Source organism: Limobrevibacterium gyesilva, from assembly GCF_025989185.1.
GTDB lineage: Bacteria > Pseudomonadota > Alphaproteobacteria > Acetobacterales > Acetobacteraceae > Limobrevibacterium > Limobrevibacterium gyesilva.
This window is the reverse complement of the sequence record NZ_JAPDNT010000001.1, coordinates 1-23,560: the sequence shown is the minus strand read 5'-3', so window position 1 is coordinate 23,560 and position 23,560 is coordinate 1. Positions and strand designations below refer to the sequence as shown.

Genomic DNA, 23,560 nt, shown 5'->3' with positions numbered 1-23,560 from the left:
AGCGTCACAGCAGGCCTACCTGCGCGAACTTGCCCACCAGGATGTCCGCGTCGAACGGCTTCATGATGTATTCCTGGGCGCCGCTCTCGATCGCCTGCTCGATGAAGCTGATGTCGTTCTCGGTGGTGCAGAACAGCACCGGCGGGCGGTCGGGCCCGAATTCCTGGCGCAGCGCCTTGAGGAATTCGATGCCGTTCATGACCGGCATGTTCCAGTCCAGCAGCACGCAGCCGGGCAGCCGGCGACGGCACGCGTCCAGCGCCGCGCGCCCGTCCTCCGCTTCTTCGACCGCGAAGCCATGCGCCTCCAGGATCCGCCGCGCGACCTTGCGCACCACGCGGCTGTCGTCCACCACCAGGCAGAGTCGTGCGGAGCGGGCGGTCATCGCCGTGTCACCCGTCCTGCGACAACGCCAGCAGGCGGCCGACATCGAGCACCACCAGCAGGCGCCCCTGCAGGCGGTAGATGCCATCGCTATAGGCGGCCCAGGATTGCGGCAGCGTCGGCGGATTGCGCTCGAAGGCGCTGGCCGGCAGGCTCATGACCTCGCTGACCTGATCGACCAGAAACGCGTACAACTCGCCGCCCTGCTCGACGACCACGGACATGCGCGGCGCTCCCTGCGCGGGCGGCGGCAGGCACAGGCGCCGGCGCAAGTCGACCGCGGTGACGATCCGCCCGCGCAGGTTCAGGCTGCCGGCGATCTCGTGCGGGGCCAGCGGAATGCGTGTGATCGCCTGCTCGCCGAGGATGTCGCGCACCCCCAGCACCGGCACGCCGCACAGCTGGTCCGCCACCGTCAGGGTGACGAAGACCTTTTCCTGCGCGGCGGCCTGCGTCTCCGCAGCCGCGCGATCCAGAACCGCCTCTGTCATCGCCGCGCCCCCTTACGCCGCCAGGCGGGCGTCGCTGCGCGCGGCCAGGCACTGCCGCAGGCTTGCCAGCAACGCGTCACGCTCGAATTTCTGCACATAGTCGGTGAAGCCGGCTTCGCGCCCGGCGGCGATCCTTGCCGCGCCGGCATGGCCGGTCAGCGCGACCACCGGCAACTGCGCCCAGCCGCCGCCGGCGCGCAGATCGGCCACAAAGGCCAGCCCGCCCATATCGGGCATCTCGATGTCGGAGACGACGGCATCGAACATCACGCCGGCATCGCGCAGCCGCAGCGCCTGCGCGGCATCGCCGACGGCGGTCACGTCATAGCCCGCGGCGGACAAGGCAGGGACCAGCAGTTGCCGGAAGAAATCGCTGTCCTCCACGACCAGCAGGCGCGCGCCCTGCAACGGCCCGCCGCGCTCGTTGCCGCGGAACCAGTCGCGGAAGGCTTGCGTCAGCCAATAGCCGATATCGATCACGTCGGTGGCATTGCCGGCGATCACCGCGGTGCCGAGCAGGCCCGCGCGGTCGCCGGTCAGCTCGATGCGCAGTTGGTCCTCGACCACATCGACGATCTCGTCCACCACCAGCCCCATGCAGCGGTCGCGGCCCAGCGCGCGATCGACGTCGGTGAACACCAGAACCGACTGGCGCGACTTGTCCATGTCCAACGCGCCCGCCATGGGCACCAGGGGCATCAGCCGGCCGCGGTACTGCGTCACCGGCTGCCCCGCCGAGAACTCGATCCGCTCCTGCGGGATGTCCTCCAGCCGCGCGACCAGGCCCAGCGGCACCGCCCTCGGTTCCGCCCCGCCGGCGCGGAACAGCAGCATGGCGGTGTGGCTGGCCGTCGCCATGCCGGCCGCGTCCCGTCCGGCTTCGCGCGCTTCCGCCGTGCGCGCCTCGCTGCCGCCGGCGATTCCGGTGGCCCGTGCAATGCCGTTCGGGTCCAGGATCATGATCACCGAGCCATCGCCCAGGATCGTGTTGCCGCTGAACATCGTGATGTGGCGCAGAATCGGGGCCACCGGCTTGACCACGATCTCCTCGGTGTCGAACACGCGATCGACGATGATGCCCAGCGTGCTGGCGCCGACCTGTGCCACCACGATGTGCACGCTGCCGTCCTGCGCCGACTCCGTCCCGCCGCCGAGCTGCAGCAGATCGTTCAGGTTCACCAGCGGCAGCAGCCGGTCGCGCAGGCGCAGCACCGGCGTGCCGTCGATACGCTCGATCATCGGCTCGGCGCCATCGCCTTGCCCCTGCCTCGCGCCGCCGGCGCGCACCAGCTCCACCACGCTGATCTGTGGAATCGCGAAACGCTCGCCGCCGGCTTCGACGATCAACGCCGAGACGATCGCCAGCGTCAACGGGATCTTGATGGTGAAGGTGGTGCCGTGCCCGGGCACGCTCTTGAGATCGATCGTGCCGCCGATCCGCTCGATATTCGTCTTCACCACATCCATGCCCACGCCGCGGCCGGACACGGCGGTGACGGCGGCGGCGGTGGAGAAGCCGGGGCGGAAGATGAAGCGCTGGATCTGCATGTCGCTCATCCCCGCCAGCTCGGCCTCGGTTGCCAGGCCCTTGGCCACCACCTTGGCGCGGATCCGGTCCACCGGCAGGCCACGGCCGTCATCGGCGATCTCGATGATGATGTGCCCGCCTTCATGGAAGGCGTTCAGGCTGATATGCCCCGTTTCCGGCTTGCCGGCGGCGTGCCGCTCGGCCGGCGCCTCCAGCCCGTGGTCGCCGGAGTTGCGGACCATGTGCGTCAGCGGATCCTTGATCAGCTCCAGCACCTGCCGGTCCAGCTCGGTCTCGGCGCCGAGCATGACCAGCTCGATCCGCTTGTCGAGGTCGCGCGCCAGGTCGCGCACCAGCCGCGGCAGCTTGTTCCAGGCATTGCCGATCGGCTGCATGCGCGTCTTCATCACGCCCTCCTGCAGGTCGGAGGTGATGTGCGACAGGCGCTGCAGCGGCACCGCGAACGACGCGTTCTCCTGGCTGCGCGCCAGCTGCAGCAGCTGGTTGCGGGTCAGCACCAGCTCGCTGACCAGGGTCATGAGGTCCTCCAGCACGTCGACGCCGACACGGATCGTCTGCCCCGCGACCGCGGCCTCGGCCGCAGGCTCGGGCGCGGCCTCCGGCGGCTGGGCGACGATCCCGGCCGCCGCCGCGCCCGCCGCGCGGCCCTCGGCGACGGCGTCGAGTGCGGCAATCAGGGTGGCGTCGTCGCCGGCCGGCTCGGTCTCGGTGGCGGCAAGTCCGGCCACGATGTCCTTGATGCGGTCGAGTGCCGCCAGCACGGTGCTGACCAGGTCGGGCGTGACCGGCAGCACCTTGTCGCGCACCCGCCCCAGCACGTTCTCGGCGGCGTGCGCCACCCGTTCCAGCCGCGGCAACCCCAGGAAGCCGCAGGTCCCCTTGATCGTGTGTACGAGGCGGAAGATCAGCGACAGCGTCTCGCTGTCGTCGGGCGCACGCTCCAGCTTCACCAGCGCGACGTCCAGCTCCGCCAGACTCTCGCTCGTCTCGGTCAGGAAATCAGCCAGCAGGTCGTCCATCGGCCCCCTCCGTCCCGCCGGCGGTCAGCGCGCGGCGAGAGCGGAAATGTGCGGGCGAGGGGCGAAGAAAACGTAAAGGGAAGCCGGGCCGGGAGACGTCAGGCCTCGGCCAGTCTCAGCAGCAGCGGTGGCGCCGCCTCGGCGGCGGGCGCCATCAGCAGCGACAGGCGCAGCCCGCTGGCATGCGCGATCAGCGCCGTCAGCGGCGCCTGCAGGCCGCGCGACACCTCCAGGTCCCGGGTCGCATCCAGCGCCCCCCAGGCTTGCGCCTCGTCGGCCAGGAACGCCGCGAACCCCGCCGGCCAGGCCGCGCGCGGCCCGGCGATCGTCGCCAGCACGTCGCCCCGCGGATCGCTCGACAGCGCTGCGACGCCGCCGCCCGGCAGGCTCTCGGCGGCCAGCATCAGCACGTTCAGTGTCAGGCGGGCGGCGGCCGGCGGAAGGCGCAGCGCCGGGTCCAGCCCGCTCAGGTCAACGCCCACGCGGCGGCCCTGCGGCAGACCCTCGGCCATCGCCGCCAGCTCGCTCACGCCCAATGGCGGCGTGGCGCCGCCCCAGGCCGCGCGCATCAGGCGCAGCCGCTTGCCCAGGGCCGTCGACACCTCGCTGGCCAGCGGCACGGCTTCGGCGGCGGTCTCGGGATCGTCGACCAGCAACTCCAGCGCGCCCATCAATGTGCCGAGCGGGCCGCTGAGGTCATGGCAGAGCCGGATCGCCAGCACCTCCGCCAGCTGCAGCGGGCGGGCCTTCGCGGCAGCGCCTTGTTCGATCTTGCCCGTCACGCCTCACCCGATTTGCTGCCCAAGGTATCTCGCGGTTGGATTACGATGCCCTGAAAGCCGGAGTCGAGAAAGCGTCATCCCGTCGCAGGATGCCGGCCCGGACGTCAGCGAAAGGACCCGCCCATGGACAAGCCCGGACATCATCACCCCTACCGGGCGGCCGCGATGCTGGAGCCCGGGCAATGGGTCCGCCATCCCGGCGAGCCCGGCTGGGGCGACGGCCAGGTGCAATCCGTGATCGGCGAGCGCGTCACCGTCAATTTCGAGAATGCCGGCAAGATCCTGGTGAATACCAACGTGGTGACGCTGGAAGTCATCAGCGAAGCCTAGGGCGATGCCGGCTCGGACGGAATCATCCGAACCGATGAGGTCGCGCGCCAGACCAGAGAGCCGGAGCCGTCTTCGGCGCGCGCAATCACGCTGAAAAATCTGCCGGCCGCCGGCCTGGGGCGGTGCGGCAGGCTTGCATCGGCTGGCGGGAGGCGCAACATTCGCGCTATATACGAAGGAGAACAACCGTCGCCATGATCGACCCCTTCGGCCGCGCCATCACCTATCTGCGCGTGTCTGTCACCGACCGGTGCGACCTCCGCTGCGTCTACTGCATGGCCGAGGACATGACCTTCCTGCCGAAGGCGGAGATCCTGTCGCTGGAGGAACTCGACCGGCTCTGCGGCGCCTTCATCCGGCTCGGCACGACCAAGATCCGCATCACCGGCGGTGAGCCGCTGGTCCGGCGCGACGTGATGACGCTGTTCCGCTCCCTCGGTGCGCGCATCGGCGCCGGCCTCGACGAGCTGACGGTCACCACCAACGGCACGCAACTCGCGAAACACGCAAGCGCGCTGCATGCGGCCGGCGTGCGGCGGGTGAATGTCAGCCTCGACACGCTCGACCCTGCCACCTTCGCGTCGATCACCCGCTGGGGGAAGATCGAGAAGACGCTCGACGGCATCTTTGCGGCCAAGGCCGCCGGGCTCGCGGTGCGTCTCAATGCGGTGGCGCTGAAGGGCGTCAACGAGGACGAGTTCGACGCCATGCTGGCCTGGTGCGGCGAGCACGGGTTCGATTTGTGCCTGATCGAGACCATGCCGCTGGGCGAGATCGGCGGCGACCGCATGGACCAGTACCTGCCACTCTCGCTGGTGCGCAGCCGGCTGCGCCGCCGCTGGACGCTGCAGGACACCGACTACCGCACCGGCGGCCCGGCGCGCTATTTCACCGTGGCCGAAACCGGCCGGCGCATCGGCTTCATCACGCCGATGACCCATAATTTCTGCGAAAGCTGCAACCGCGTGCGGCTGACCTGCACCGGGACGCTCTACATGTGCCTCGGCCAGGACGATCAGGCCGATTTCCGCCGCCCGCTGCGCGCCGGCGCCAGCGACGACGAACTGGACGCGGCCATCCTTGCCGCGATCGCCCGCAAGCCGAAAGGCCACGACTTCATCATCGACCGCCGCCACCGCCAGCCGGCCCTGGCGCGGCACATGAGCGTGACCGGCGGGTAGGCCTTCAGGCGGGCGCCAGCGCTGCCCTGTGCCCGGAATGCAAAAGGCCCGCCGGAGCGGGCCTTTTCGTATTCATGCGTTGAGCGCAGCCCGGGGGCTCAGGCCGCCGCGCCGGCACCTTGCTTCTTCGCGTGCGCCTTCTGGATGCGCCGCTTCACCACCAGGGCCTCCTCCGGCAGCTTGCTGTTCCGCGTGCCGAGCAGGAAGGCATCGATGCCGCCATTGTGCTCCACCGTGCGAATCGCGCGGGTGCACAGGCGCATCTTCACGTCGGCGCCAAGAATGTCGGACAACATCGACGTCTCCTGCAGGTTCGGCAGGAAGCGGCGGCGGGTCTTGTTGTTGGCGTGGCTGACGTTGTTGCCCGTCAGGACACCCTTGCCGGTGATCTGGCAGCGGCGTGACATCGCGAAAATCCTTGGTCGGTCAGGCGCGCGGCCGGGGCCGGCGCGGGGTGCATCAGAAGCCGGGGCTTATGGCGAAACGCTTCGCGTCCGTCAAGCCACGCCCGGTGGCGGCTGGTCTGCGGTGCGGACGCGTCCGGCCCGGGCAGGGTCGGCATGACCGCGCAGCAGGTCCAGCAGACCCAGCAGATTGCCGCGCAGGCGCCCACGCCGATCGACATGCGGCTCCGGCCAGGCGGCGCGCACCAGGTTCATGCCCAGGTTCTGCCCGATGCTCACCAGCGCATGACGCCAGTGATAGCTGCCCTTGCGGCACAGATAGACCGGGTTCACCACCTGCGCATAGCCGAGCGGCGCGCCGGGTCCGCGGCCGGTCTTGGTGCCCAGGTGTACGCCACGCGCCGCCGGCAGCCGCACCATGCGCCCGAACGCGCCGACCCTGCGAGTGAAGTCGATATCCTCGTACCATGCATACAGGGGCATGCCCTCGTCGAAGCGCAGCCCGTGCTGCCGCGCCACGTCCAGGCGGATCGCCATGTTGCAGCCATAGCCGTTATAGACTGGCACCGGCACGCCGGCGTTCGGGTGCTGCGGCTCCGAGAGGATCGTGCGGCCTTGCGCGGGCGAGAGGCCCGGCCCCCTCACGCCGTCCGCCAGCACCAGTCCGGTGGCGACGACGATGGCCGGATCGGCCAACAAAGCGCGCTCGGTGGCCGCGAGATAGCCGGGGTCGGGCAGGAAGTCGTCGTCGAAGAAGACGATGACATCGCAATCCCCGGCCGCGTCCAGCAGCCGGTTGCGCTGCCGGGTCATCCCCGCCGGGGACAGCAGCAGCTCGATCCCCGGTCGGTCGGCCTCCTCGCCCGCGATGTCATCCGGCCCGGTCGCGCAGACCAGGGTCCGGTCCGCCCTGCGGCTCTGCCGCCCCAGCTCCCGCAGCGTTTCCGCCAGGATCGCCGGCCGGCGCATGGTGACAATGCCGACCGCGATCCGCAGCCGCCCCGCTGCCTGATCCTGCGGCATGCGCCGGTGCGTCAGTTATCCATCTTGCGCAGGTCGCCGGTGCGCACGCTGGCAATGGCGTTGTTCAGCACCTGCACGATGGCATCGTCCGACAGGCTGCGCGTGAGCAGGCCCAGCGCACCGCCCAGCAGTGCCGAGGCGATGGCCAGCGAACCGATATTCTGGCCGGTCATGTACTCGATCGCCTTGTCGACGATCGTCCCGGCATGGCTGAGGTCGGCAGGCGCACCGCCCGGCGCATCCGCGCCTTGGTCGGTAGGGGGATCGATCGGCATCGGCAGTCTCCTTTTCAGCGGGTATCGCGCGAACCAGGCCGCTTGGAAAGCCGGGCCGCCATACCCGAAACCCGCGCGGGCGCGGAGCGTCGCGTCAGGCAGCGGCGGCTTCCGGCTGGTCCTGCTGCTCGGCCTGCATCGCCCACATCCGGGCATAGATGCCGCCGGCCGCCAGAAGATCGGTATGGGTGCCCCGTTCCACCACCACCCCGTGGTCCAGCACGATGATCTCGTCGGCGTCCACCACGGTCGAGAGCCGATGCGCGATCGTCAGCGTGGTGCGGTTGCGCGCCACCGCCCGCAGCGCCGACTGGATCTCCTGCTCGGTGCGCGTGTCCAGCGCGCTGGTCGCCTCGTCCAGGATCAGGATGCGCGGGTTCTTCAGGATGGTCCGTGCGATCGCGACGCGCTGCTTCTCGCCGCCGGACAGCTTCAGCCCCCGCTCGCCCACGCGGGTGTCGTAGCCCTCGGGCAGGCGGGCCACGAAATCATGCACCTGCGCCAGCCGCGCGGCCTGCTCGATCTCCTCCTGGCTGGCGCCGGGCCGGCCATAGGCGATGTTGTAGCGGATGGTGTCGTTGAACAGCACGGTGTCCTGCGGCACCACGCCGATCGCCGCCCTTAGGCTGTCCTGGGTGACGTCGCGGATGTCCTGCCCGTCGATCAGCACCCGCCCGCCGGTGGCGTCGTAGAAGCGGAACAGCAGCCGGCTGATGGTGGACTTGCCGGCGCCCGTGGGCCCGACGATCGCCAGGCTGCGGCCCGCCGGCACCCGGAAGGACACGCCCTTGAGGATCTGCCGGTTGGCATTGTAGGCGAACTGCACCTCTTCGAACGCCACTTCGCCGTGCGGCACGGCCAGCGGCGGCGCGCCCGGCTTGTCCGCCACTTCCTGGTGCACCGACATCAGCCGGAACATCTGCTCCATATCCGTCAGCCCCTGCTTGATCTCGCGATAGACGAAACCCAGCATGTTCAGCGGCTGATAGAGTTGCATCAGATACGTGTTCACCAGCACGAACCGGCCCACGGTCATGCTGCCGTCCTGCACGCCGCTCGCCGCCATCAGCATCACCAGCGCCAGCCCCAGGGCGATGATCGAGGCCTGCCCCAGATTGAGCAGGTTCAGCGTCACCTGGCTCTTGACCGCCGCCCGCTCATAGCGCGCCCAGGCCTCGTCGAAGCGCCGTGCCTCATGCGCCTCGTTGCCGAAATACTTCACGGTCTCGTAGTTCAGCAGGCTGTCCACGGCCTTGGACTGCGCCTCGCTGTCGGTCTCGTTCATGGTGCGGCGGATCTTCACCCGCCAGTTGGTGAACAGCAGCGTGAACGACAGGTAGAGCGCCACGGCCACGAAGGTCAGCGCGGCATAGCGCCAGTCGAACAGGTTCCACAGGATCGCCGTGACCATCGTCACTTCGAGCAGCGTGGGGATGATATTGAACACCGCCAGCCGCAGCACATTCTCGATGCCGGTGGTGCCGCGCTCGATGGAGCGCGACAGGCCGCCGGTCTGGCGGTCCAGATGGAAACGGAGGGACAGGCGGTGCATGTGCTTGAAGGTCCGCAGCGCCACGCGGCGGACGGTGCGCTGCTGCACTGCCGCGAACACGGCGTCGCGCATCTCCCCGAAGCCGGAGGCGGCCACCCGCAGCAGGCCGTAGCCGACGATCAGCGCCACCGGCACCGCGATGAAGGCGGCGCCGCCGGCCGGCGCCAGCGCATCGACCGCATGGCTGTAGACCAGCGGCACGAACACGGTCGCCACTTTCGCGGCCACCAGGAACACGCAGGCCACGGCCATACGCAGATGCGCGCCGTGGTCGCCTTTGGGCCACAGATACGGCAGCAGCGAGCGGATCGTCTGCAGGGTGGACCGGGGCTCGCCCGGAACGAGATTGGTGCGCGGGCCGATCATGCGTCTCATGGCGACCGATGTGGCATGCGGGGGCGGGCTTTGAAAGCCAGGCAGTTGGCGGAATGGCGGATACGCGCTACCGGCATCGCATGAACACCCTGATGCGCCATATCGCCGCGTGCAACAACGCCATGCTTCCCGGGGGGCGGGTGCCGTTCCTCATCGGGGCGGCACCGGTCGGCTGGGTGCGGCCCGGGCTGGCGCAGGCGCTCGCGGACTTCGGCGGCATCGTTGTTGGGGCGGACGGCGTCGTCCTGGCGGCGGACGCGGCCGCCGACCTGCCCGCCATCGTCCGCGCCGTCTCCGAACGCGGTTTCTGCCGTTGGCGCGGCGAGGCGTTCGATGTCCGTGCGGCCGCCGGCGAGCCCGCGCTGGCGCAGATCGACCGCGGCGCGCTGCCGGCCTTCGGCGTCCTGGCCGAGGGGGTTCACGCCAATGGCATCGTGCGCCGGCCGAACGGGCTGCATCTGTGGGTGGCCCGCCGCGCCGCCGGCAAGGCGCTGGACCCCGGCAAGCTCGACCATGTCGTCGCCGGCGGCTCGCCCGCGGGGCTGACGCCGGAGGAAACCCTGGTGAAGGAGGCCGCCGAGGAGGCGGCGATCCCTGCCGCTATCGCCGGGCGCGCCGTGAAGGTGGCGGAGATCGGCTACGCCATGGAGCGGCCGGAGGGCCTGCGCCGCGACCTGCTGCACTGCTATGATCTTGATTTGCCGGAAGATTTCGTGCCGCAAGCGGCGGACGGCGAGGTCGAGAGCTTCGCCTTGTGGCCGGTCGGCCGCGTCATGGACGCGGTGCGCGGCACAGACGCGTTCAAGTTCAACGTGAACCTGGTGCTGATCGACCTGTTCCTGCGCCTTGGGATGGTCGCGGGCGAGGAAGGCCAAAGCCTGCGCGCCGCCCTGTCCAGGCCGTAGGGCATCGTCCGGCCTGGAGGAGCCTCGGGCGGTCAGCTTTCCGGCGGCGCCGCGGCGATCGGGATCTCGCGGGCGTCGCTGCCGCCCGGCTGGTCGCCCACGCCGGCCGGCTGGCTCTCGCCATCCTCGCCATCGGCGTCCCCGGAGCCGTCCTGCATGACCTGCCGGCGCTGCTGGTGGCCGGCCGGCTGACCCTGGCCCTGCTGGGCGGCCTGGTTCATGGCGTTGAGGATGCGGAAATAATGCTCCGCGTGCTGGAAATAGCTCTCGGCCATCACCCGATCGCCGGAGCTGGTCGCGTCGCGGCCGAGCTGCAGGTACTTCTCGAACAATTGCTGCGCGGTCCCGCGGATGCGCAGGTCCGGGCCGCTGCTGTCGAAGACATGGTTGCGGTTGAGCGGAATGCCGCCGCCGTGATGGCGTATGGGGCCACCACCGCCGCCGCCGCCGCCTCCTCCGCCTCCACCGCCCCGGTGATTGCGTCCGCGCATGCGTTTCATGTTCATCAGTTTGCCAAAGCGCCTTCCTGTTCGCAGACCCGTTCCCGGACGGTGCCGCACGAGGCGTGCACGATCCTGGACCCTGGCGATGGGGGACACAGAGGCACTCCCCCTGGTCATTCCGCCGCCGCAACCCGAAGGCCGGGCCATCTCGTTCCGTGGGCTACCGCGCGGCGCCCCTGCCGCCCGTCATCGCGATTCGGATCCGGGCATTCCGGACCTGGCGCGATCGCCGCAGCCGAGGCATCCGGGGCCAGCCTGAACGGGCGGTCCCTGCCGTGCGTCGCGGAAGCTAACCGTCCTCGGCCCAGGTGCCAAACGGTTTTTTCAGGGCACTGCCCGATGCAGCACCAGGGCACGCGCGATGCCGGCGAGGTCGCGGCGCAGGGCCGGTGCGGCGAATCCGGCCTGCCGCGCGAGATTCCTGGCCGACTCGGCCTGTCCCTGGCCCAGTTCGAGAACAGCCGTGCCGGCTTCGTTCAGCAGGCCGGGCAGGGCAGGGATGAGCGTGCGGTAGGCATCCAGCCCGTCCAACCCGCCGTCCAACGCCGATGCCGGTTCATGAACCGCGACTTCCGGCATCAGCGCGCCAATCTCCTGCGATGCGATATAGGGCGGATTCGACAGAATCAAGTCGAACCGGCCCCGGATGGGGGACGCCCAGTCGGCGCAGACCACGGCGGCGCGGCTGGCAAGGCCATTGCGCCGCGCATTGCGTGCGGCCAGCGCCGCCGCGGCTGGTGCCCGGTCGATTCCCACGCCCCAGGCCGCCGGAAATTCGCTGAGCGCGGCCAGCAGCAGGCAGCCGGTGCCGGTGCCCAGGTCCAGCACGCGGCGCACGGCGGTGCGGTCAGGGAAGGCTTCCAGCGCCGCCTCGATCAGCGTCTCCGAGTCGGGCCGGGGGATCAGCGTCGCCGGCGAAACCTCCAGGTCCAGGGTCCAGAACCCCTGATGCCCCAGGATCAGCGCCATCGGCTCCCGCGCCAGGCGGCGGGCCAGCAGGGCATCGAACCGGTTGGGGTCGATCTCGGCGGCACGGTCCAGCAGGGCCGTCTGCGGCACGTCCAGCGCATGCGCCAGCAGCAGGCGGGCCTCCAGGGCAGGAGACTCGACTCCGGCGGCGCGCAGCGCGTCCGCGGCCCGGCGCAACACCGCGCCGATCTGCATCACACGTCCGCGGCGAGGCGCGCGGCCTGGTCCTCGGCCGTCAGCGCGTCGACGAACTCGTCCAGTTCGCCCTGCATGATGCGCTCGATCTTGTACAGCGTCAGGTTGATCCGGTGGTCGGAGACGCGGCCCTGCGGGAAGTTGTAGGTGCGGATCCGCTCGCTGCGGTCGCCGGTGCCCACCTGGGCGCGGCGGTCGGCGGCGCGGGTCGCGTGCAGGCTCTCCCGCCGCTGCTCGTACAGGCGGGCGCGCAGGATCTTCATCGCCTTCGCCTTGTTCTTGTGCTGGCTCTTCTCCTCCTGCATCGCCACCACGATCCCCGACGGGAGGTGGGTGATGCGCACCGCGCTTTCGGTCTTGTTCACGTGCTGCCCGCCGGCGCCGGAGGCGCGGTACACGTCGATTCGCAGGTCGCCCTCGTCGATCTGCACGTCCACCTCCTCGGCTTCCGGCAGCACCGCGACGGTCACCGTGGAGGTGTGGATGCGGCCCTGGCTTTCGGTGGCGGGCACGCGCTGCACCCGGTGCACGCCCGACTCGTATTTCAGCCGCGCGAACACGCTGCGGCCGGTGATTTCGGCGATGCCGCCCTTCATGCCACCGAGGCCGGTGTCGTCGTATTCCAGCACCTCGAAGCGCCAGCCGCGCAGGGCCGCGTATTTCTGGTACATCGCGAACAGCTCGGCGGCGAACAACGCGGCCTCGTCGCCGCCGGCGGCCGGGCGGATTTCCAGGATCGCCGAACGGTCGTCGGCCTCGTCCTTGGGCAGCAGCGCGACGCGGATCGCGTGCTCCAGCGCCGGAATCCGCTCCTTCAGCTCGGACAGCTCCCCTTCGGCCAGCTCGCGCATCTCGGGGTCATCGAGCAGCCCCTGCGCCTCGGCGGCGCTGCGTTCGGCGGCGCGCAGCTCGTCGATGCGCGCCACCACCGGCTCGATCTCCGACAGTTCCTTGGAGGCCTTCACGAAGGTGTCGCCGGACACGCCTTCGGACAGCAGCGCGCGCAGCTCCGCCGCGCGGTCGACGATGCGGTCGAGCTTGAGGGAAAGGCTCATCCGAGTTTCGCGACAAGCTCCGCGATCGGCACTTCCGCCTGTTCGCCGGTGCCGAGATCCTTGAGCTGGGCCACGCCGCGGGCCAGTTCCGCCTCGCCCAGGATCACGGCCGCGCGGGCGCCGATGCGGTTGGCGCGCTCCATGCGGCGCTTGAGGTTGCCGCGATAGGCCATCTCCGCGCGGATGCCGGCCCCGCGCAGCGCCTGCAGCACGTCCAGCGCCGCCGCCTCCGCCGCCTCGCCCACCGGCACCACCGCGACTCCGCGCGGCGCCGGCGGCGGCTCGGCCAGCAGCATGGACAGGCGCTCGACTCCCGCCGCCCAGCCGATGCAGGGCGTGTGCGGCCCGCCCATCTCCTCCACCAGCCCCTCGTAGCGCCCGCCGCCGAGCACGGTGCCCTGGGCGCCGAGCTGGGAGGTGACGAACTCGAAGGCGGTGTGGCTGTAGTAGTCCAGGCCGCGGACGATGCGCGGGTTCTCGCGGAACGGCACGCCGATGCGGGCCAGATGGTCCTGCAGCTTGGCGTAGAACGCGGCCGCGGCTTCGGTCAGGTGCGCGTGGATGGTCGGCGCATCGGCGACGACGCGCTTGTCGCCCTCGTCCTTGGAATCGACGATGCGCAGCGGGTTGCGCTCCAGCCGTGCCAGGCTGTCCTCGGAGAGCTTGTCCTTGTGGGCGGAGAAATAGGCGACCAGGGCGGCGCGGTAGGCGTCGCGGCTCTCGCGGTCGCCGAGCGTGTTCAGCTCCAGGACCACGTCCTTGGCCACGCCCAGCGCCTGCAGGATGGCCCAGCCGCAGCCGATCACCTCGGCATCGGCCAGCGGCTCGGCGCTGCCCAGCACTTCCACGTCGATCTGGTGGAACTGGCGGTAGCGGCCCTTCTGCGGCCGCTCGTAGCGGAACATCGGGCCGGCGTAGAACACCTTCTGCGGCAGCGACTGGGTCAGGCCGTTGCTGACCAGCGCGCGGCAGACGCCGGCGGTGGCCTCCGGGCGCAACGTGAGCGATTCGCCGCCGCGATCGGTGAAGCTGTACATCTCCTTCATCACCACGTCGGAGGTGTCGCCCAGGCCGCGGGCGAACACCCGCGTGTCCTCGAAGACCGGCGTGCTCCATTCGTCGAAGCCGTAGGTCGCGGCCACGCGGCGGGCGGTGTCGATCACATGGGCGTGGCGGCGCTGATCCTCGCCGATCAGGTCGCGGGTGCCGCGGACCGGCTGCAGTGCGACGTTTTCCTTGTTCACGTTATTCCGCGGCCTGCTTCGCTGTGGCGGCCTTGGCCGCGTCGATCTCGGCCTGCAGCACCGCCGCCTTCTTCTCCACCAGCTCGACGATGTGGTCGATCATGCCGTCGACGCCGACGGTGTGGTCGGTCTTGCCGGCGTTGTAGACCATGTGCCGTCCGGCACCGCCGCCGGTGACGCCGATATCCGTCATCAGCGCCTCGCCCGGCCCGTTCACCACGCAGCCCAGGATGGACAGCGTCAGCGGCGTCTCGATATGCGACAGCCGCTGCTCCAGCCTGGTCACGGTGTCGATCACGTCGAAGCCCTGCCGCGCGCAGGACGGGCAGGAGATGATCTTCACCCCGCGATGCCGCAGCCCCAGCGCCTTCAGCAGCTCCCAGCCGACGAACACTTCTTCCTCGGGCTCGGCCGACAGCGACACGCGCACGGTGTCGCCCACCCCGGCCCAAAGCAGGTTGCCCAGGCCGATCGCGCTCTTCACCGTGCCGGTGCGTTTGCCGCCGGCCTCGGTGATGCCGATATGCAGCGGGTGGTCGCACACGTCGGCAAGCTGCTGATAGGCGGCGACGGCCATGAACACGTCGCTCGCCTTCACGCTGATCTTGAATTCGTGGAAATCGTGGTCCTGCAGGATCTTGGCGTGCTCCAGCGCGCTTTCCACCAGCGCCTCCGGGTTCGGCTCGCCGTATTTCTCCAGCAGGTGCTTGTCCAGCGAGCCGGCATTCACCCCGATGCGCATGGAGCAGCCATGGTCGCGCGCGGCCTTCACCACCTCGCGCACCCGCTCGGGGCTGCCGATGTTGCCGGGATTGATGCGCAGGCAGGCGGCGCCGCTCTCGGCGGCCTCGATCGCGCGTTTGTAGTGGAAATGGATGTCGGCCACGACCGGCACGTCCACCCCGCGCACGATCTCCTTCAGCGCCAGCGCGCTGTCCCGGTCGGGGCAGGAGACGCGGACGATGTCCACGCCGGCCCGTTCGCAGCGCTTGATCTGCGCGATCGTGCCGGCGATGTCGGTCGTTGGCGTGTTGGTCATGGTCTGCACGGTGATCGGCGCGTCGCCGCCCACGGCCACGTTGCCCACATGGATCTGGCGCGACTTGCGGCGCTCGATGTGCTGATACGGACGGTAGCTCATGACCTCGTTCTCCGGTGTCTGGGGGCTGGTTGGGGCGCAACATGCCCATTCGGCCGGCGTCGCGCAAATGCGCAACGCAGCCGTAAGCCATGCAGATGGTATCGGATGGTGCCGGAAGCTACGGCTGTTTCGCGGCCGGCAGCGGCTTCGCGCCGGCCTGGCCAGAGGCGAGCGGGAGCGCCAGCTTGCCGTCGCGGATCAGATCCGGGTCGAGCGGGAGGTCGCGGCGCACCGCCCCGTCATTGCCGAGCGATGCGGTGACGATGCCGTCCACCAGCACTTCCGTGCCGCCGGCATTGCCGGTGGTCAGCAGCAACTGCCCTTTGGTGGGCACCGGCCAGGTCTCGCCGTTGCGCATCACCCGGTTCAGCAGCACCGATCCCTGCCGGTCGCGGACCTGCAGCCAGGCATCGGCACGCGCGCGCAGAACGATGCGCGTGCCGTCCGGCGCCGGCAGCGCGCCCGGCCCGACGCCCGACGGCGAAGCGGCGAGCGGGCTGGCCGGCGGGGCGGCAGGCGCGGGCGTGATGACGATGCCCGGGGCCGGCACGGCGGCTGCGGCGGAGCTAGGCGACACTGAAGGCGCAGGCGCGGGCGCCGGCGTCTCGACCGCGGCGGCGACATGCGTGGGCAGGGCGGGCGGCGGAGCCGGCGCCTCCGCCAGCGCCATCAGCCGGGGCGGCACCGGCTGCACCGGCTCCGACGCCGGGCGGTCATTGCCGGACGCGTGGTACCAGCCGACATAGGCGCCGACGGCCAACACCACGCCCAGCAGCACCACGGCGCCTGCGGGGACGCCACGCTCCGGCACCGGCGCGGGAAAGGCGAGTTCGGTCTTGCGGTTGATGTCCGCCGCTTCGGTCCGGAAGCGCCGGGCGACCTCGTCGGGATCGAGGCCCAATGCCTGCGCGTAGGTGCGCACGAACCCGACCGCATAGGCATTGCCCGGCAAGTCGCGGATGCGGCCGTCCTCGATCGCTTCCAGGAACGGAAGGCGGATGCGCAGTTGCGCGGCAATCGCCGGCAGCGACCACTCCAGGCGTTCACGCGCCGCGCGCAGATCGGCGCCAACACGCGATGCGGTCGCGGCACTGCCCTCGTCGGCGGAGGACATCAGCGTCCGGACTTCCGCAAGCTTCGACCTGCGTTCCTGCAGCACGGCGATCCGATCCCGCGGCAAAGTTGTTTCGACGTTGGCGGTGTCACCTTCTGACGAGTGACCGTTGAAATATGATGCACGGGTTCTAGACCGACATCGCGACAAAGCCAACGGGCATGCTCGTCTCCCGCGTGATGGTGATCGCAAAATCTGCAACAAATCGCCGTATCATCGCCATCGCCCGCAGGCTGCGCGGAATGGCCGTTGCCGGTAACGGCCGCGAGGTCATGCGGTTATGGCGGGATGTGCGATCGCGGTACGAATGGGCGGCGGCCGCCAAAAGCGAATCGAGCAGGTCAGATCGGCAACCCACGCTCGCGTGCCCAGGCCGCGATCGGCTCGCGTACGCTCGCCTCGGCGCCGCAGGTGCGGCGAATCGAGGCCAGCACCTGGCGGAACGCCGGCAGGTCCAGCTCGGCCAGCATCGCCTTCACCGGCAGCAGGCCCGAGGCCGGCATCGACAGGGCGCCGATGCCCAGGCCGACCAGCGTCATCGCCTCCAGCGGCCGCGACGCAGCCTCGCCGCACACCGACAGCGGCACGCCGGCCGCCCGCGTCTGCTCGACCAGCGTGGACAGCAGATCGATGACAGGCGGCGACAGCAGGTCGTAGCGCCCGGCCAGCGCCGGCGTGCCGCGATCGGCGGCGAACAGGAACTGGAGCAGGTCGTTGGTGCCCACCGAGACAAAGTCCACCTCGCGCAGCAGCGCCGGCAACTGGAACAGCAGCGCCGGCACCTCCAGCATGGTGCCCACGTTCAGCCTGGCGGGCGCAGGACGCACCTTCGCCGCCTCGGCGAGCAGCAGCGCCCTGGCGGCCCGGAACTCCGCCACATTGGCCACCATCGGGAACATCACCGACAGCTCGTGCCCATTCGCCGCCAGCAGCAGGGCGCGCAACTGCCGGCGCAGCAAGGCGGGGCGGTCCAGGCCGATGCGCAGGCTGCGCCAGCCCATCGCCGGATTCTCCTCCTCCGGCCGCGCGCTGCCCGGCAGCAGCTTGTCACCGCCCAGGTCCATCGTGCGGAACAGCACCGGCCGCCCGGCGGCGGCATCCAGCACGCGCGCATAGACCGCGGCCTGCTCCGCCACGTCGGCGATGGCGCCGCGCGCCAGCATGGCGATCTCGGTGCGGAACAGGCCGATGCCCTCGGCCCCGGTCGCATCGAGCTGCGCCAGCTCCATGGTCAGGCCGATATTCAGCATCAGCCGGACCGGGGTGCCGTCCATGGTCAGGTTTGGCTGGTCCCGCAGCGCGGCCCAACCGGCCTCGCGGGCGCTGCGGGCGTCCAGTGCGCGCAGGAACGCCTGTTTCACGTCCTGCTCCGGCCGCAGGATCACCTGGCAGCCCATCGCGCCGCTGCCGCCTTCGTGGGCGTCGAGGATCGCCTCGTCGCCTTCCTCGGCCGTCTCCAGGATGCCGCGCGCGCCGGCGGCCGCGGTGATGCCCAAAGCGCGGGCCAGGATGGCGGCATGGCCCGATGCGCTGCCTTCCTCCATCACCACGCCGACAATGCCGCGGGCATGCCAGTCCAGCAGCTCGGCCGGGCCCAGGCGGCGCGCCAGCAGGATGGCGCCGGGTGGGACCGCCACCGGCTGGCCGTCGCCGTTGAGTGCCGCGAGCAGCCGCCCGGACAGATCCTCCAGATCCGCCAGCCGCTCGCGCAGATAGGGATCGACCACACGCCGCATCCGGTCGCGCAGGTCGCTGGTGACACGATGCACCGCCGCCTCGGCCGACAGCCCGCCGCGGATGGCGTCACCCACCCGCTTCAGCCAGCCGGCATCGGCGGCGACCATCCGGTAGGCGTCCAGGATCTCGCGCGACGCCGTCGCATCCGCACCGTTGCGCCCGTCGGCCTTGGGCAGCCCGGCGGCGATCAGCTCATCCAGTCCGCGTTGCATCGCCTCGACCGCATCGTTCAGCCGGCCCAGCTCGGCCTGCGGATCGTCGGCGAGCAGACGCCGCGGCCCATGCGTGACGCCGTGCACGATCACCGGGCCGACCACCAGGCCCGGCGCGATGGCGGTCGCGGGAAAGCGGCGGGGCATCGTGGCCCCCAGGCCTTCCTCGGCGCTGTCCTCCGCTCCGGCTGCCGCCAGCACCTCGGCCAGCAGCATCGCCACCGTCTCCAGCACCTCCACCTCGTCGGCGTCGTAGCGGCGCAGCGCCCGGTTCTGCACCGACAGCACGCCCAGCGTCCGCCCGGCGCGCCGCACCGGCACCGCCAGCATCGACACGTAGGGCTCCTCGCCGGTCTCGGGGCGGTAGGCGAAGGCGGGATGGTTCTGCGCGTCAGGCAGGTTGAGCGGCGATCCGGTTGCCGCCACCAGGCCGACGATGCCCTCGCCCACCCGCAGCCGGGTGCGCCCGACCGCATCGGCGCGCAATCCCTCGGTGGCCGCCAGTTCCAGGATGTCGCCGGGCCGCAGGGTGTAGATCGAGCACACCTCGCTGACCAACTCGCCGGCGATGAGGCGCACGAGCTCGGGCAGCGGCCCGGCCCCGCGCGCCATCAGATCCCGCAGTCGTGCCAGCAACCGTCTCGGTGTCGACATACACCGCGATTAACGAGGGGTTGAGGCGGAAACAAGGCCGGAGGCTTCGTTTCCGGCCCCTAATTCATTTTCCGCTGCGCGCCGCCAATGCCGCGGTGGCCTGGCTCATCAGTTCGGCGATGATCTCGGCCGTCGTCTGGATCGAGGTGACCATGCCGACCGACTGGCCGGCCATCACCGAGCCCTGCTCCACGTCGCCCTCGATCACCGCGCGGCGCAGCGCCCCGGCCCAGAAATGCTCGATCTCCAGCTGCGCCGCCTCCTTGGTCAGCTCGCCCGACTGGAACCGGTCGCGCGTGTCCGCCTGGTGCTTGAGGAAACGCTTGGTCCCCTCGTTGACCAGCCCGCGCACGGGGATCACCGGGAAGCGCTCGTCCACCTGCACGCTGGGCAGGGCGTCGCGGGCATTGGCCCGCAGGAAGGCTCGCTTGAAGTTGGGATGGGCGATGCTCTCCGCCGCGGCGGCGAAGCGGGTGCCGAGTTGCGCGCCGGATGCGCCCATGTCGAGATAGGACAGGATCGCCTCGCCACGGCCCAGCCCGCCGGCGACGAACACCGGCACCTCGCGGATATGCGGCAGGATCTCCTGCGCCAGCACGGTCAGCGACACCGGGCCGATATGCCCGCCGGCCTCGCTGCCCTCGATCACCAGCGCATCGGCGCCCGAGCGCACCATCCGCTTCGCCAGCACCAGCGCCGGCGCGAAGGCGATCAGCCTGGCGCCGCCATCCTTCACCGCGCGCACCGCGCCGCCGGGCGGGATGCCGCCGGCCAGCACGACATGGCCGACCTTGCCGGCCAGGCACACCCGCACGAGGTCGTCGAGCTGCGGATGCATGGTGATCAGGTTCACGCCGAACGGCTTGTCGGTCATCGCCTGGGTGGCGGCGATCTCCGCCTCCAGCTGCGCCGGGTTCATGGAGCCGCAGGCGATCACGCCAAAGCCGCCGGCATTGGAAATGGCGGAGACCAGATGGCGCTCGCTCACCCAGCTCATGGCGCCACCCATGATGGCGACCTTGCAGCCCAGGAATTCGGTGCCGCGCGCCCACAACCGGTCGAGCTCGGCGCGGGCCGCGGTCATCTGCGGGTCAGGGGGGGCGATGTCAGGGGCCATCGCGGCGTGGGGTGCGTCAGGCTGCATCGAGACCATAGGCGGTGTGCAAGGCGCGCACCGCCAGTTCCGTGTACTCGGCGCCGATCAGCACGGACACTTTGATCTCGCTGGTGGAAATCACCAGGATGTTGATGCCCTTGCTGGCCAGCGCCGCGAACATCGTGTTGGCGACGCCGGCATGGCTGCGCATGCCCACCCCCACCACGCTGATCTTCGCCACCTCGGTGTCCGCCAGCAGTTCGGCATAGCCAATCTTCGCCCTGTGCTCGGCCAGCGTCGCCTTGGCGCGCGGCAGGTCGGTGCGGCCGACGGTGAAGGTCAGGTCGGTGCTGCCGTCGGCGGACACGTTCTGCACGATCATGTCGACATTCATGCCGGCCTCGGACAGCGGCCCGAAGATCGCGGCGGCCACACCGGGCCGGTCCGGCACGTGCCGGACGGTGATCTTCGCTTCGTCGCGCGAATAGGCGATGCCCGATACGATTTCCTTTTCCACGATCTCGTCCTCGTCGACAACCAATGTTCCCGGCAGGTCCCCGCCCAGCGCGTTGGCGCCATCGAAGCTCGACAGCACCTGGACCCGGACCCGTTCCTTCATCGCCAGCTCGACGCTGCGCGTCTGCAGCACCTTGGCGCCCACCGAGGCAAGCTCCAGCATCTCCTCGTAGGCGATCTTGTCCAGCTTGCGCGCCTTGGCGACGATGCGGGGGTCAGTCGTATAGATTCCGTCGACATCGGTATAGATGTCGCAGCGATCCGCCTTCAGCGCGGCGGCCAGCGCCACCGCCGAGGTGTCCGACCCGCCGCGGCCCAGCGTGGTCACGCGGTTGTCCGGGCCGATGCCCTGGAACCCCGTCACCACCGGCACCTGGCCGATCTGCATGCGCCGGATCAGCTCGCCGCCGTCGATGCCGTCGATCCGCGCCTTGCCATGGGCGCCGTCGGTGCGCAGCGGGATCTGCCAGCCCTGCCAGGAGCGCGCCTCCACGCCGATCTCCTGCAGCGCGATCGCCGTCAGCCCCGCCGTCACCTGCTCGCCGGTCGCGACCACGGTGTCGTATTCGCGCGCGTCATGCAGCGGCGAAAGCTGCTGGCACCAGCCGACCAGCCGGTTGGTGACGCCGGCCATGGCGGAGACGACCACCGCCACTTCGTTGCCGGCGTCCACCTCGTGCTTCACACGGGCGGCGACGTTGCGGATCCGGTCGAGGTCGGCCACGGACGTGCCGCCGAACTTCATGACGATGCGGGCCATCAAGGACTTCCAGTGGGGGCGCGGGCACGCGGCCGGCGGGTTGTGCGTTTTGGTGGGTCGGCACACATACTGGCGGCGAGGAGAGCCGGCAACATGGAACCAACGGCCAGGGCGGGGGTCTCGCCTGACGAAATTGCACGCTTCGATGCGCTTGCGGGCCGTTGGTGGGACCCGGACGGGCCGATGCGCCCGCTGCACCGGATGAATCCGCTGCGCGTCGGCTGGATCGAGGCGCGAATCGGCCGCCGCTTCCCGGGGCCGGTCCGGCTGCTGGACGTGGGGTGCGGCGCCGGCCTTGCCGCCGAGGCGCTGGCCCGGCACGGCCACGCCGTGCTGGGCATCGACGCGGCGGGGGAGGCGATCACCGCCGCCCGCGCCCACGCCGAGGGGCAGGGCCTGACGCTGTCCTATCGCGCGACGGTGGCCGAGGACCTGCTGGCCGAGGGGCAGCGCTTCCCCGTCATCACTGCGCTGGAGGTGATCGAGCACGTGCCGGACCCCGCCGCCTTCCTGCGCACCCTGGCGGGGTTGCTGGAGCCGGAGGGGCTGCTGTTCGTCTCCACCTTGAACCGCACGCCGAAATCCTTCGTGGTGGCCAAGCTGGGCGCCGAATATGTCATGCGCTGGCTGCCCGCCGGCACGCATGACTGGCGCAAGTTCCTGACGCCGCCGGAGCTTGGTGCCGGGCTTCGGGGCGCCGGGCTGCGCGTGTCCGATGTCGCCGGCATGGTGCTGGACCCGCTGTCCGGCCGCTGGAAGACCAGCCGGGACCTGTCGGTGAACTACATCGCCATGGCCGAAGGCGCGGGGAGGTGAGGCGGCGCCCGGAAGGCGCGACGGACGTTAGCCGTCCGCACGGGCGTGACGGACGCTAGCCGTCCGCACGGGCGCGACGGACGTCAGCCGTCCGCGCGGGGCACCCAAGGGATCTTGGCGATCTCGATGCCTTCCTCGGCGAGCGCTTCGGCCTCGTCGGACGTGGCTTCGCCGTAGATGCCGCGCTTGCCGCTCTCGCCGCGATGGATGCGGCGGGCTTCCTCGGCGAACTCGCCGCCGACATAGTCGCAGTTCTGCTCGATCTCCGTGCGCAGCTTCTGCAGCATGGCGCGGACATGGTCCGGCAGCTTCTCGGCCGCCACCGCGACCGGAGCGGTGGGGGCCGACGCGTCCGCCGTCTTCGGTTTGGCGGCGCGGCCCTTCCTGGGCACCGACGGCGTCATCAGCGCCCGTTCCACCTCGGTGGTGCCGCAGATCGGGCATTCCAGCAGGCCGCGTTTGGCCTGCTTCTCGAAGCTGGCGCTATCCTTGAACCAGCCGTCGAAGCCGTGTTCCGCGCTGCATTGCAACTGATAGTGGATCATTCAGACACTCGACCGAAACTCTTCTCATCGCTTGAGATGGGATATCCTGGCACTCTCGGCAAGAGATTGCCAATACGCGGTCGGTATACGTCCGCATGCAGCAGCAATCCGTTACGCGGCCTGGAGCAGCGGGTCGAGCTTGCCGGCGCGATCCAGTGCCATGAGATCGTCGCAGCCGCCGATATGCTGGCCGTCGATGAAGATCTGCGGCACCGTGCTGCGGCCGGAGCGCGCGCGCGCCTCCTCGCGTTCGGCGGTGCCGCCGGGGGCAACGATTTCCCGATAGGCTACGCCCTTGTCGTCCAGCAGCCGCTTGGCGCGGACGCAGTAGGGGCACCAGTCCTGGGTGTAGATCTCGATATCCGGCATCAGGCTCTCCTCGTGAACAACGCCAAGGGTTGTGACGCCGCACCGGCGCCGCAAGCCCCCTCAATGCAGACGCGGATCAGGCACGCGCGCGGCGACGAGCACGTCCACGGCCCTCGCGCCGGCGGCCAGCAGCGCGCGCGCGCAGGCGCCACTGGTGGCGCCGGAGGTCATGACGTCATCGACCAGCAGCACCCGCCGCGCGGCGATGCGCGGCTGGCGCGCCGGGCGAACCGCGAAGGCGTCCCGCACCTCGCGGGCGCGCGCCTCGGCCGACAGATCGCCGAGCGGGACGGTAACGCGGGTGCGCCGCAGTGCGTCGGGGAGCACGGGCCGGGCGGCGATGCGGGCCAGCGCCCGGGCCAGC

Annotated in this window: 24 protein-coding genes; 4 read left to right on the top strand and 20 right to left on the bottom strand. The window is 70.4% G+C overall.

Annotation, left to right across the window (positions count from 1 at the left end; genetic code table 11):
* Window positions 1-4 precede the first annotated feature (4 nt).
* The 4 genes from OL599_RS00120 to OL599_RS00105 all read right to left on the bottom strand — a co-directional run bounded on the left by OL599_RS00120 (window position 5) and on the right by OL599_RS00105 (window position 4,225).
* Complete coding sequence (locus OL599_RS00120; RefSeq protein WP_264711555.1) at window positions 5-385, bottom strand: response regulator; 381 nt, start codon at window positions 383-385, stop codon at window positions 5-7.
* Between the two features lie 7 nt (window positions 386-392).
* Window positions 393-875: a chemotaxis protein CheW gene (locus OL599_RS00115; RefSeq protein ID WP_264711554.1), complete on the bottom strand. Its 483-nt coding sequence runs from the start codon at window positions 873-875 to the stop codon at window positions 393-395.
* Between the two features lie 12 nt (window positions 876-887).
* Window positions 888-3,443: a hybrid sensor histidine kinase/response regulator gene (locus OL599_RS00110; RefSeq protein ID WP_264711553.1), complete on the bottom strand. Its 2,556-nt coding sequence runs from the start codon at window positions 3,441-3,443 to the stop codon at window positions 888-890.
* A 98-nt stretch (window positions 3,444-3,541) separates the two neighbouring features.
* Window positions 3,542-4,225 (bottom strand): histidine phosphotransferase family protein, encoded by a 684-nt coding sequence (locus OL599_RS00105; RefSeq protein WP_264711552.1) that lies wholly within the window; start codon window positions 4,223-4,225, stop codon window positions 3,542-3,544.
* A gap of 123 nt (window positions 4,226-4,348) precedes the next feature.
* Between OL599_RS00105 and OL599_RS00100 the strand changes: the two genes are divergently transcribed.
* Both OL599_RS00100 and moaA read left to right on the top strand, forming a co-directional pair.
* Window positions 4,349-4,555 (top strand): DUF3553 domain-containing protein, encoded by a 207-nt coding sequence (locus tag OL599_RS00100; RefSeq protein ID WP_264711551.1) that lies wholly within the window; start codon window positions 4,349-4,351, stop codon window positions 4,553-4,555.
* 194 nt (window positions 4,556-4,749) lie between these two features.
* Window positions 4,750-5,736 carry a GTP 3',8-cyclase MoaA gene (moaA, locus tag OL599_RS00095; RefSeq protein ID WP_264711550.1) on the top strand — a complete coding sequence of 329 codons (987 nt, stop codon included), beginning with the start codon at window positions 4,750-4,752 and terminating at the stop codon, window positions 5,734-5,736.
* A 98-nt stretch (window positions 5,737-5,834) separates the two neighbouring features.
* Here the strand turns inward: moaA and rpmB are convergent, their stop codons facing one another.
* The 4 genes from rpmB to OL599_RS00075 form a co-directional block, all read right to left on the bottom strand.
* Window positions 5,835-6,143 carry a 50S ribosomal protein L28 gene (gene rpmB, locus OL599_RS00090; RefSeq protein WP_264711549.1) on the bottom strand — a complete coding sequence of 103 codons (309 nt, stop codon included), beginning with the start codon at window positions 6,141-6,143 and terminating at the stop codon, window positions 5,835-5,837.
* A gap of 90 nt (window positions 6,144-6,233) precedes the next feature.
* Window positions 6,234-7,163: a glycosyltransferase family 2 protein gene (locus tag OL599_RS00085; RefSeq protein WP_264711548.1), complete on the bottom strand. Its 930-nt coding sequence runs from the start codon at window positions 7,161-7,163 to the stop codon at window positions 6,234-6,236.
* An 11-nt stretch (window positions 7,164-7,174) separates the two neighbouring features.
* Entirely contained in the window at window positions 7,175-7,438 is a 264-nt protein-coding gene (locus OL599_RS00080; RefSeq protein WP_264711547.1) for a hypothetical protein, read from the bottom strand.
* A 94-nt stretch (window positions 7,439-7,532) separates the two neighbouring features.
* Complete coding sequence (locus OL599_RS00075) at window positions 7,533-9,356, bottom strand: ABCB family ABC transporter ATP-binding protein/permease (protein ID WP_264712302.1); 1,824 nt, start codon at window positions 9,354-9,356, stop codon at window positions 7,533-7,535.
* Between the two features lie 62 nt (window positions 9,357-9,418).
* On the opposite strand from OL599_RS00075, the gene OL599_RS00070 reads away from it, so the two are divergent.
* Window positions 9,419-10,270, top strand: coding sequence for an NUDIX hydrolase (locus OL599_RS00070; RefSeq protein ID WP_264711546.1), 852 nt, complete (start codon window positions 9,419-9,421; stop codon window positions 10,268-10,270).
* Between the two features lie 32 nt (window positions 10,271-10,302).
* Here OL599_RS00070 and OL599_RS00065 read toward each other — a convergent pair whose 3' ends face one another.
* The 9 genes from OL599_RS00065 to OL599_RS00025 all read right to left on the bottom strand — a co-directional run bounded on the left by OL599_RS00065 (window position 10,303) and on the right by OL599_RS00025 (window position 21,466).
* Complete coding sequence (locus OL599_RS00065) at window positions 10,303-10,776, bottom strand: DUF4167 domain-containing protein (protein ID WP_264712301.1); 474 nt, start codon at window positions 10,774-10,776, stop codon at window positions 10,303-10,305.
* A 321-nt stretch (window positions 10,777-11,097) separates the two neighbouring features.
* The gene (gene prmC, locus OL599_RS00060) at window positions 11,098-11,937 is read right to left on the bottom strand and encodes a peptide chain release factor N(5)-glutamine methyltransferase (RefSeq protein ID WP_264711545.1); all 840 of its coding nucleotides are present in this window, start codon (window positions 11,935-11,937) and stop codon (window positions 11,098-11,100) included.
* Window positions 11,937-12,992, bottom strand: a complete 1,056-nt coding sequence (gene prfA / locus OL599_RS00055) for a peptide chain release factor 1 (RefSeq protein WP_264711544.1) — start codon at window positions 12,990-12,992, stop codon at window positions 11,937-11,939. The genes prmC and prfA overlap by 1 nt, the downstream gene beginning before the upstream one ends.
* Window positions 12,989-14,236, bottom strand: a complete 1,248-nt coding sequence (gene hisS, locus OL599_RS00050; protein ID WP_264711543.1) for a histidine--tRNA ligase — start codon at window positions 14,234-14,236, stop codon at window positions 12,989-12,991. The genes prfA and hisS overlap by 4 nt, the downstream gene beginning before the upstream one ends.
* Window position 14,237: 1 nt before the next feature.
* Window positions 14,238-15,377: a flavodoxin-dependent (E)-4-hydroxy-3-methylbut-2-enyl-diphosphate synthase gene (ispG, locus tag OL599_RS00045; protein ID WP_264711542.1), complete on the bottom strand. Its 1,140-nt coding sequence runs from the start codon at window positions 15,375-15,377 to the stop codon at window positions 14,238-14,240.
* A gap of 118 nt (window positions 15,378-15,495) precedes the next feature.
* Window positions 15,496-16,491: a helix-turn-helix domain-containing protein gene (locus OL599_RS00040; protein WP_264711541.1), complete on the bottom strand. Its 996-nt coding sequence runs from the start codon at window positions 16,489-16,491 to the stop codon at window positions 15,496-15,498.
* Between the two features lie 341 nt (window positions 16,492-16,832).
* Window positions 16,833-19,094: a putative PEP-binding protein gene (locus OL599_RS00035; RefSeq protein ID WP_264711540.1), complete on the bottom strand. Its 2,262-nt coding sequence runs from the start codon at window positions 19,092-19,094 to the stop codon at window positions 16,833-16,835.
* A gap of 64 nt (window positions 19,095-19,158) precedes the next feature.
* Window positions 19,159-20,211, bottom strand: coding sequence for an NAD(P)H-dependent flavin oxidoreductase (locus tag OL599_RS00030; protein ID WP_264711539.1), 1,053 nt, complete (start codon window positions 20,209-20,211; stop codon window positions 19,159-19,161).
* 16 nt (window positions 20,212-20,227) lie between these two features.
* Window positions 20,228-21,466, bottom strand: a complete 1,239-nt coding sequence (locus OL599_RS00025; protein ID WP_264711538.1) for an aspartate kinase — start codon at window positions 21,464-21,466, stop codon at window positions 20,228-20,230.
* Between the two features lie 93 nt (window positions 21,467-21,559).
* Between OL599_RS00025 and ubiG the strand changes: the two genes are divergently transcribed.
* The gene (gene ubiG / locus OL599_RS00020) at window positions 21,560-22,282 is read left to right on the top strand and encodes a bifunctional 2-polyprenyl-6-hydroxyphenol methylase/3-demethylubiquinol 3-O-methyltransferase UbiG (protein ID WP_264711537.1); all 723 of its coding nucleotides are present in this window, start codon (window positions 21,560-21,562) and stop codon (window positions 22,280-22,282) included.
* 83 nt (window positions 22,283-22,365) lie between these two features.
* Here the strand turns inward: ubiG and OL599_RS00015 are convergent, their stop codons facing one another.
* The 3 genes from OL599_RS00015 to OL599_RS00005 all read right to left on the bottom strand — a co-directional run.
* Window positions 22,366-22,827, bottom strand: coding sequence for a DUF1178 family protein (locus OL599_RS00015; protein WP_264711536.1), 462 nt, complete (start codon window positions 22,825-22,827; stop codon window positions 22,366-22,368).
* Between the two features lie 111 nt (window positions 22,828-22,938).
* Window positions 22,939-23,196: a glutaredoxin 3 gene (gene grxC / locus OL599_RS00010; RefSeq protein WP_264711535.1), complete on the bottom strand. Its 258-nt coding sequence runs from the start codon at window positions 23,194-23,196 to the stop codon at window positions 22,939-22,941.
* Window positions 23,197-23,256: 60 nt separating this feature from the next.
* Window positions 23,257-23,560: ComF family protein (locus OL599_RS00005; RefSeq protein ID WP_264711534.1), on the bottom strand; the 304-nt coding region annotated here is incomplete at its 5' end.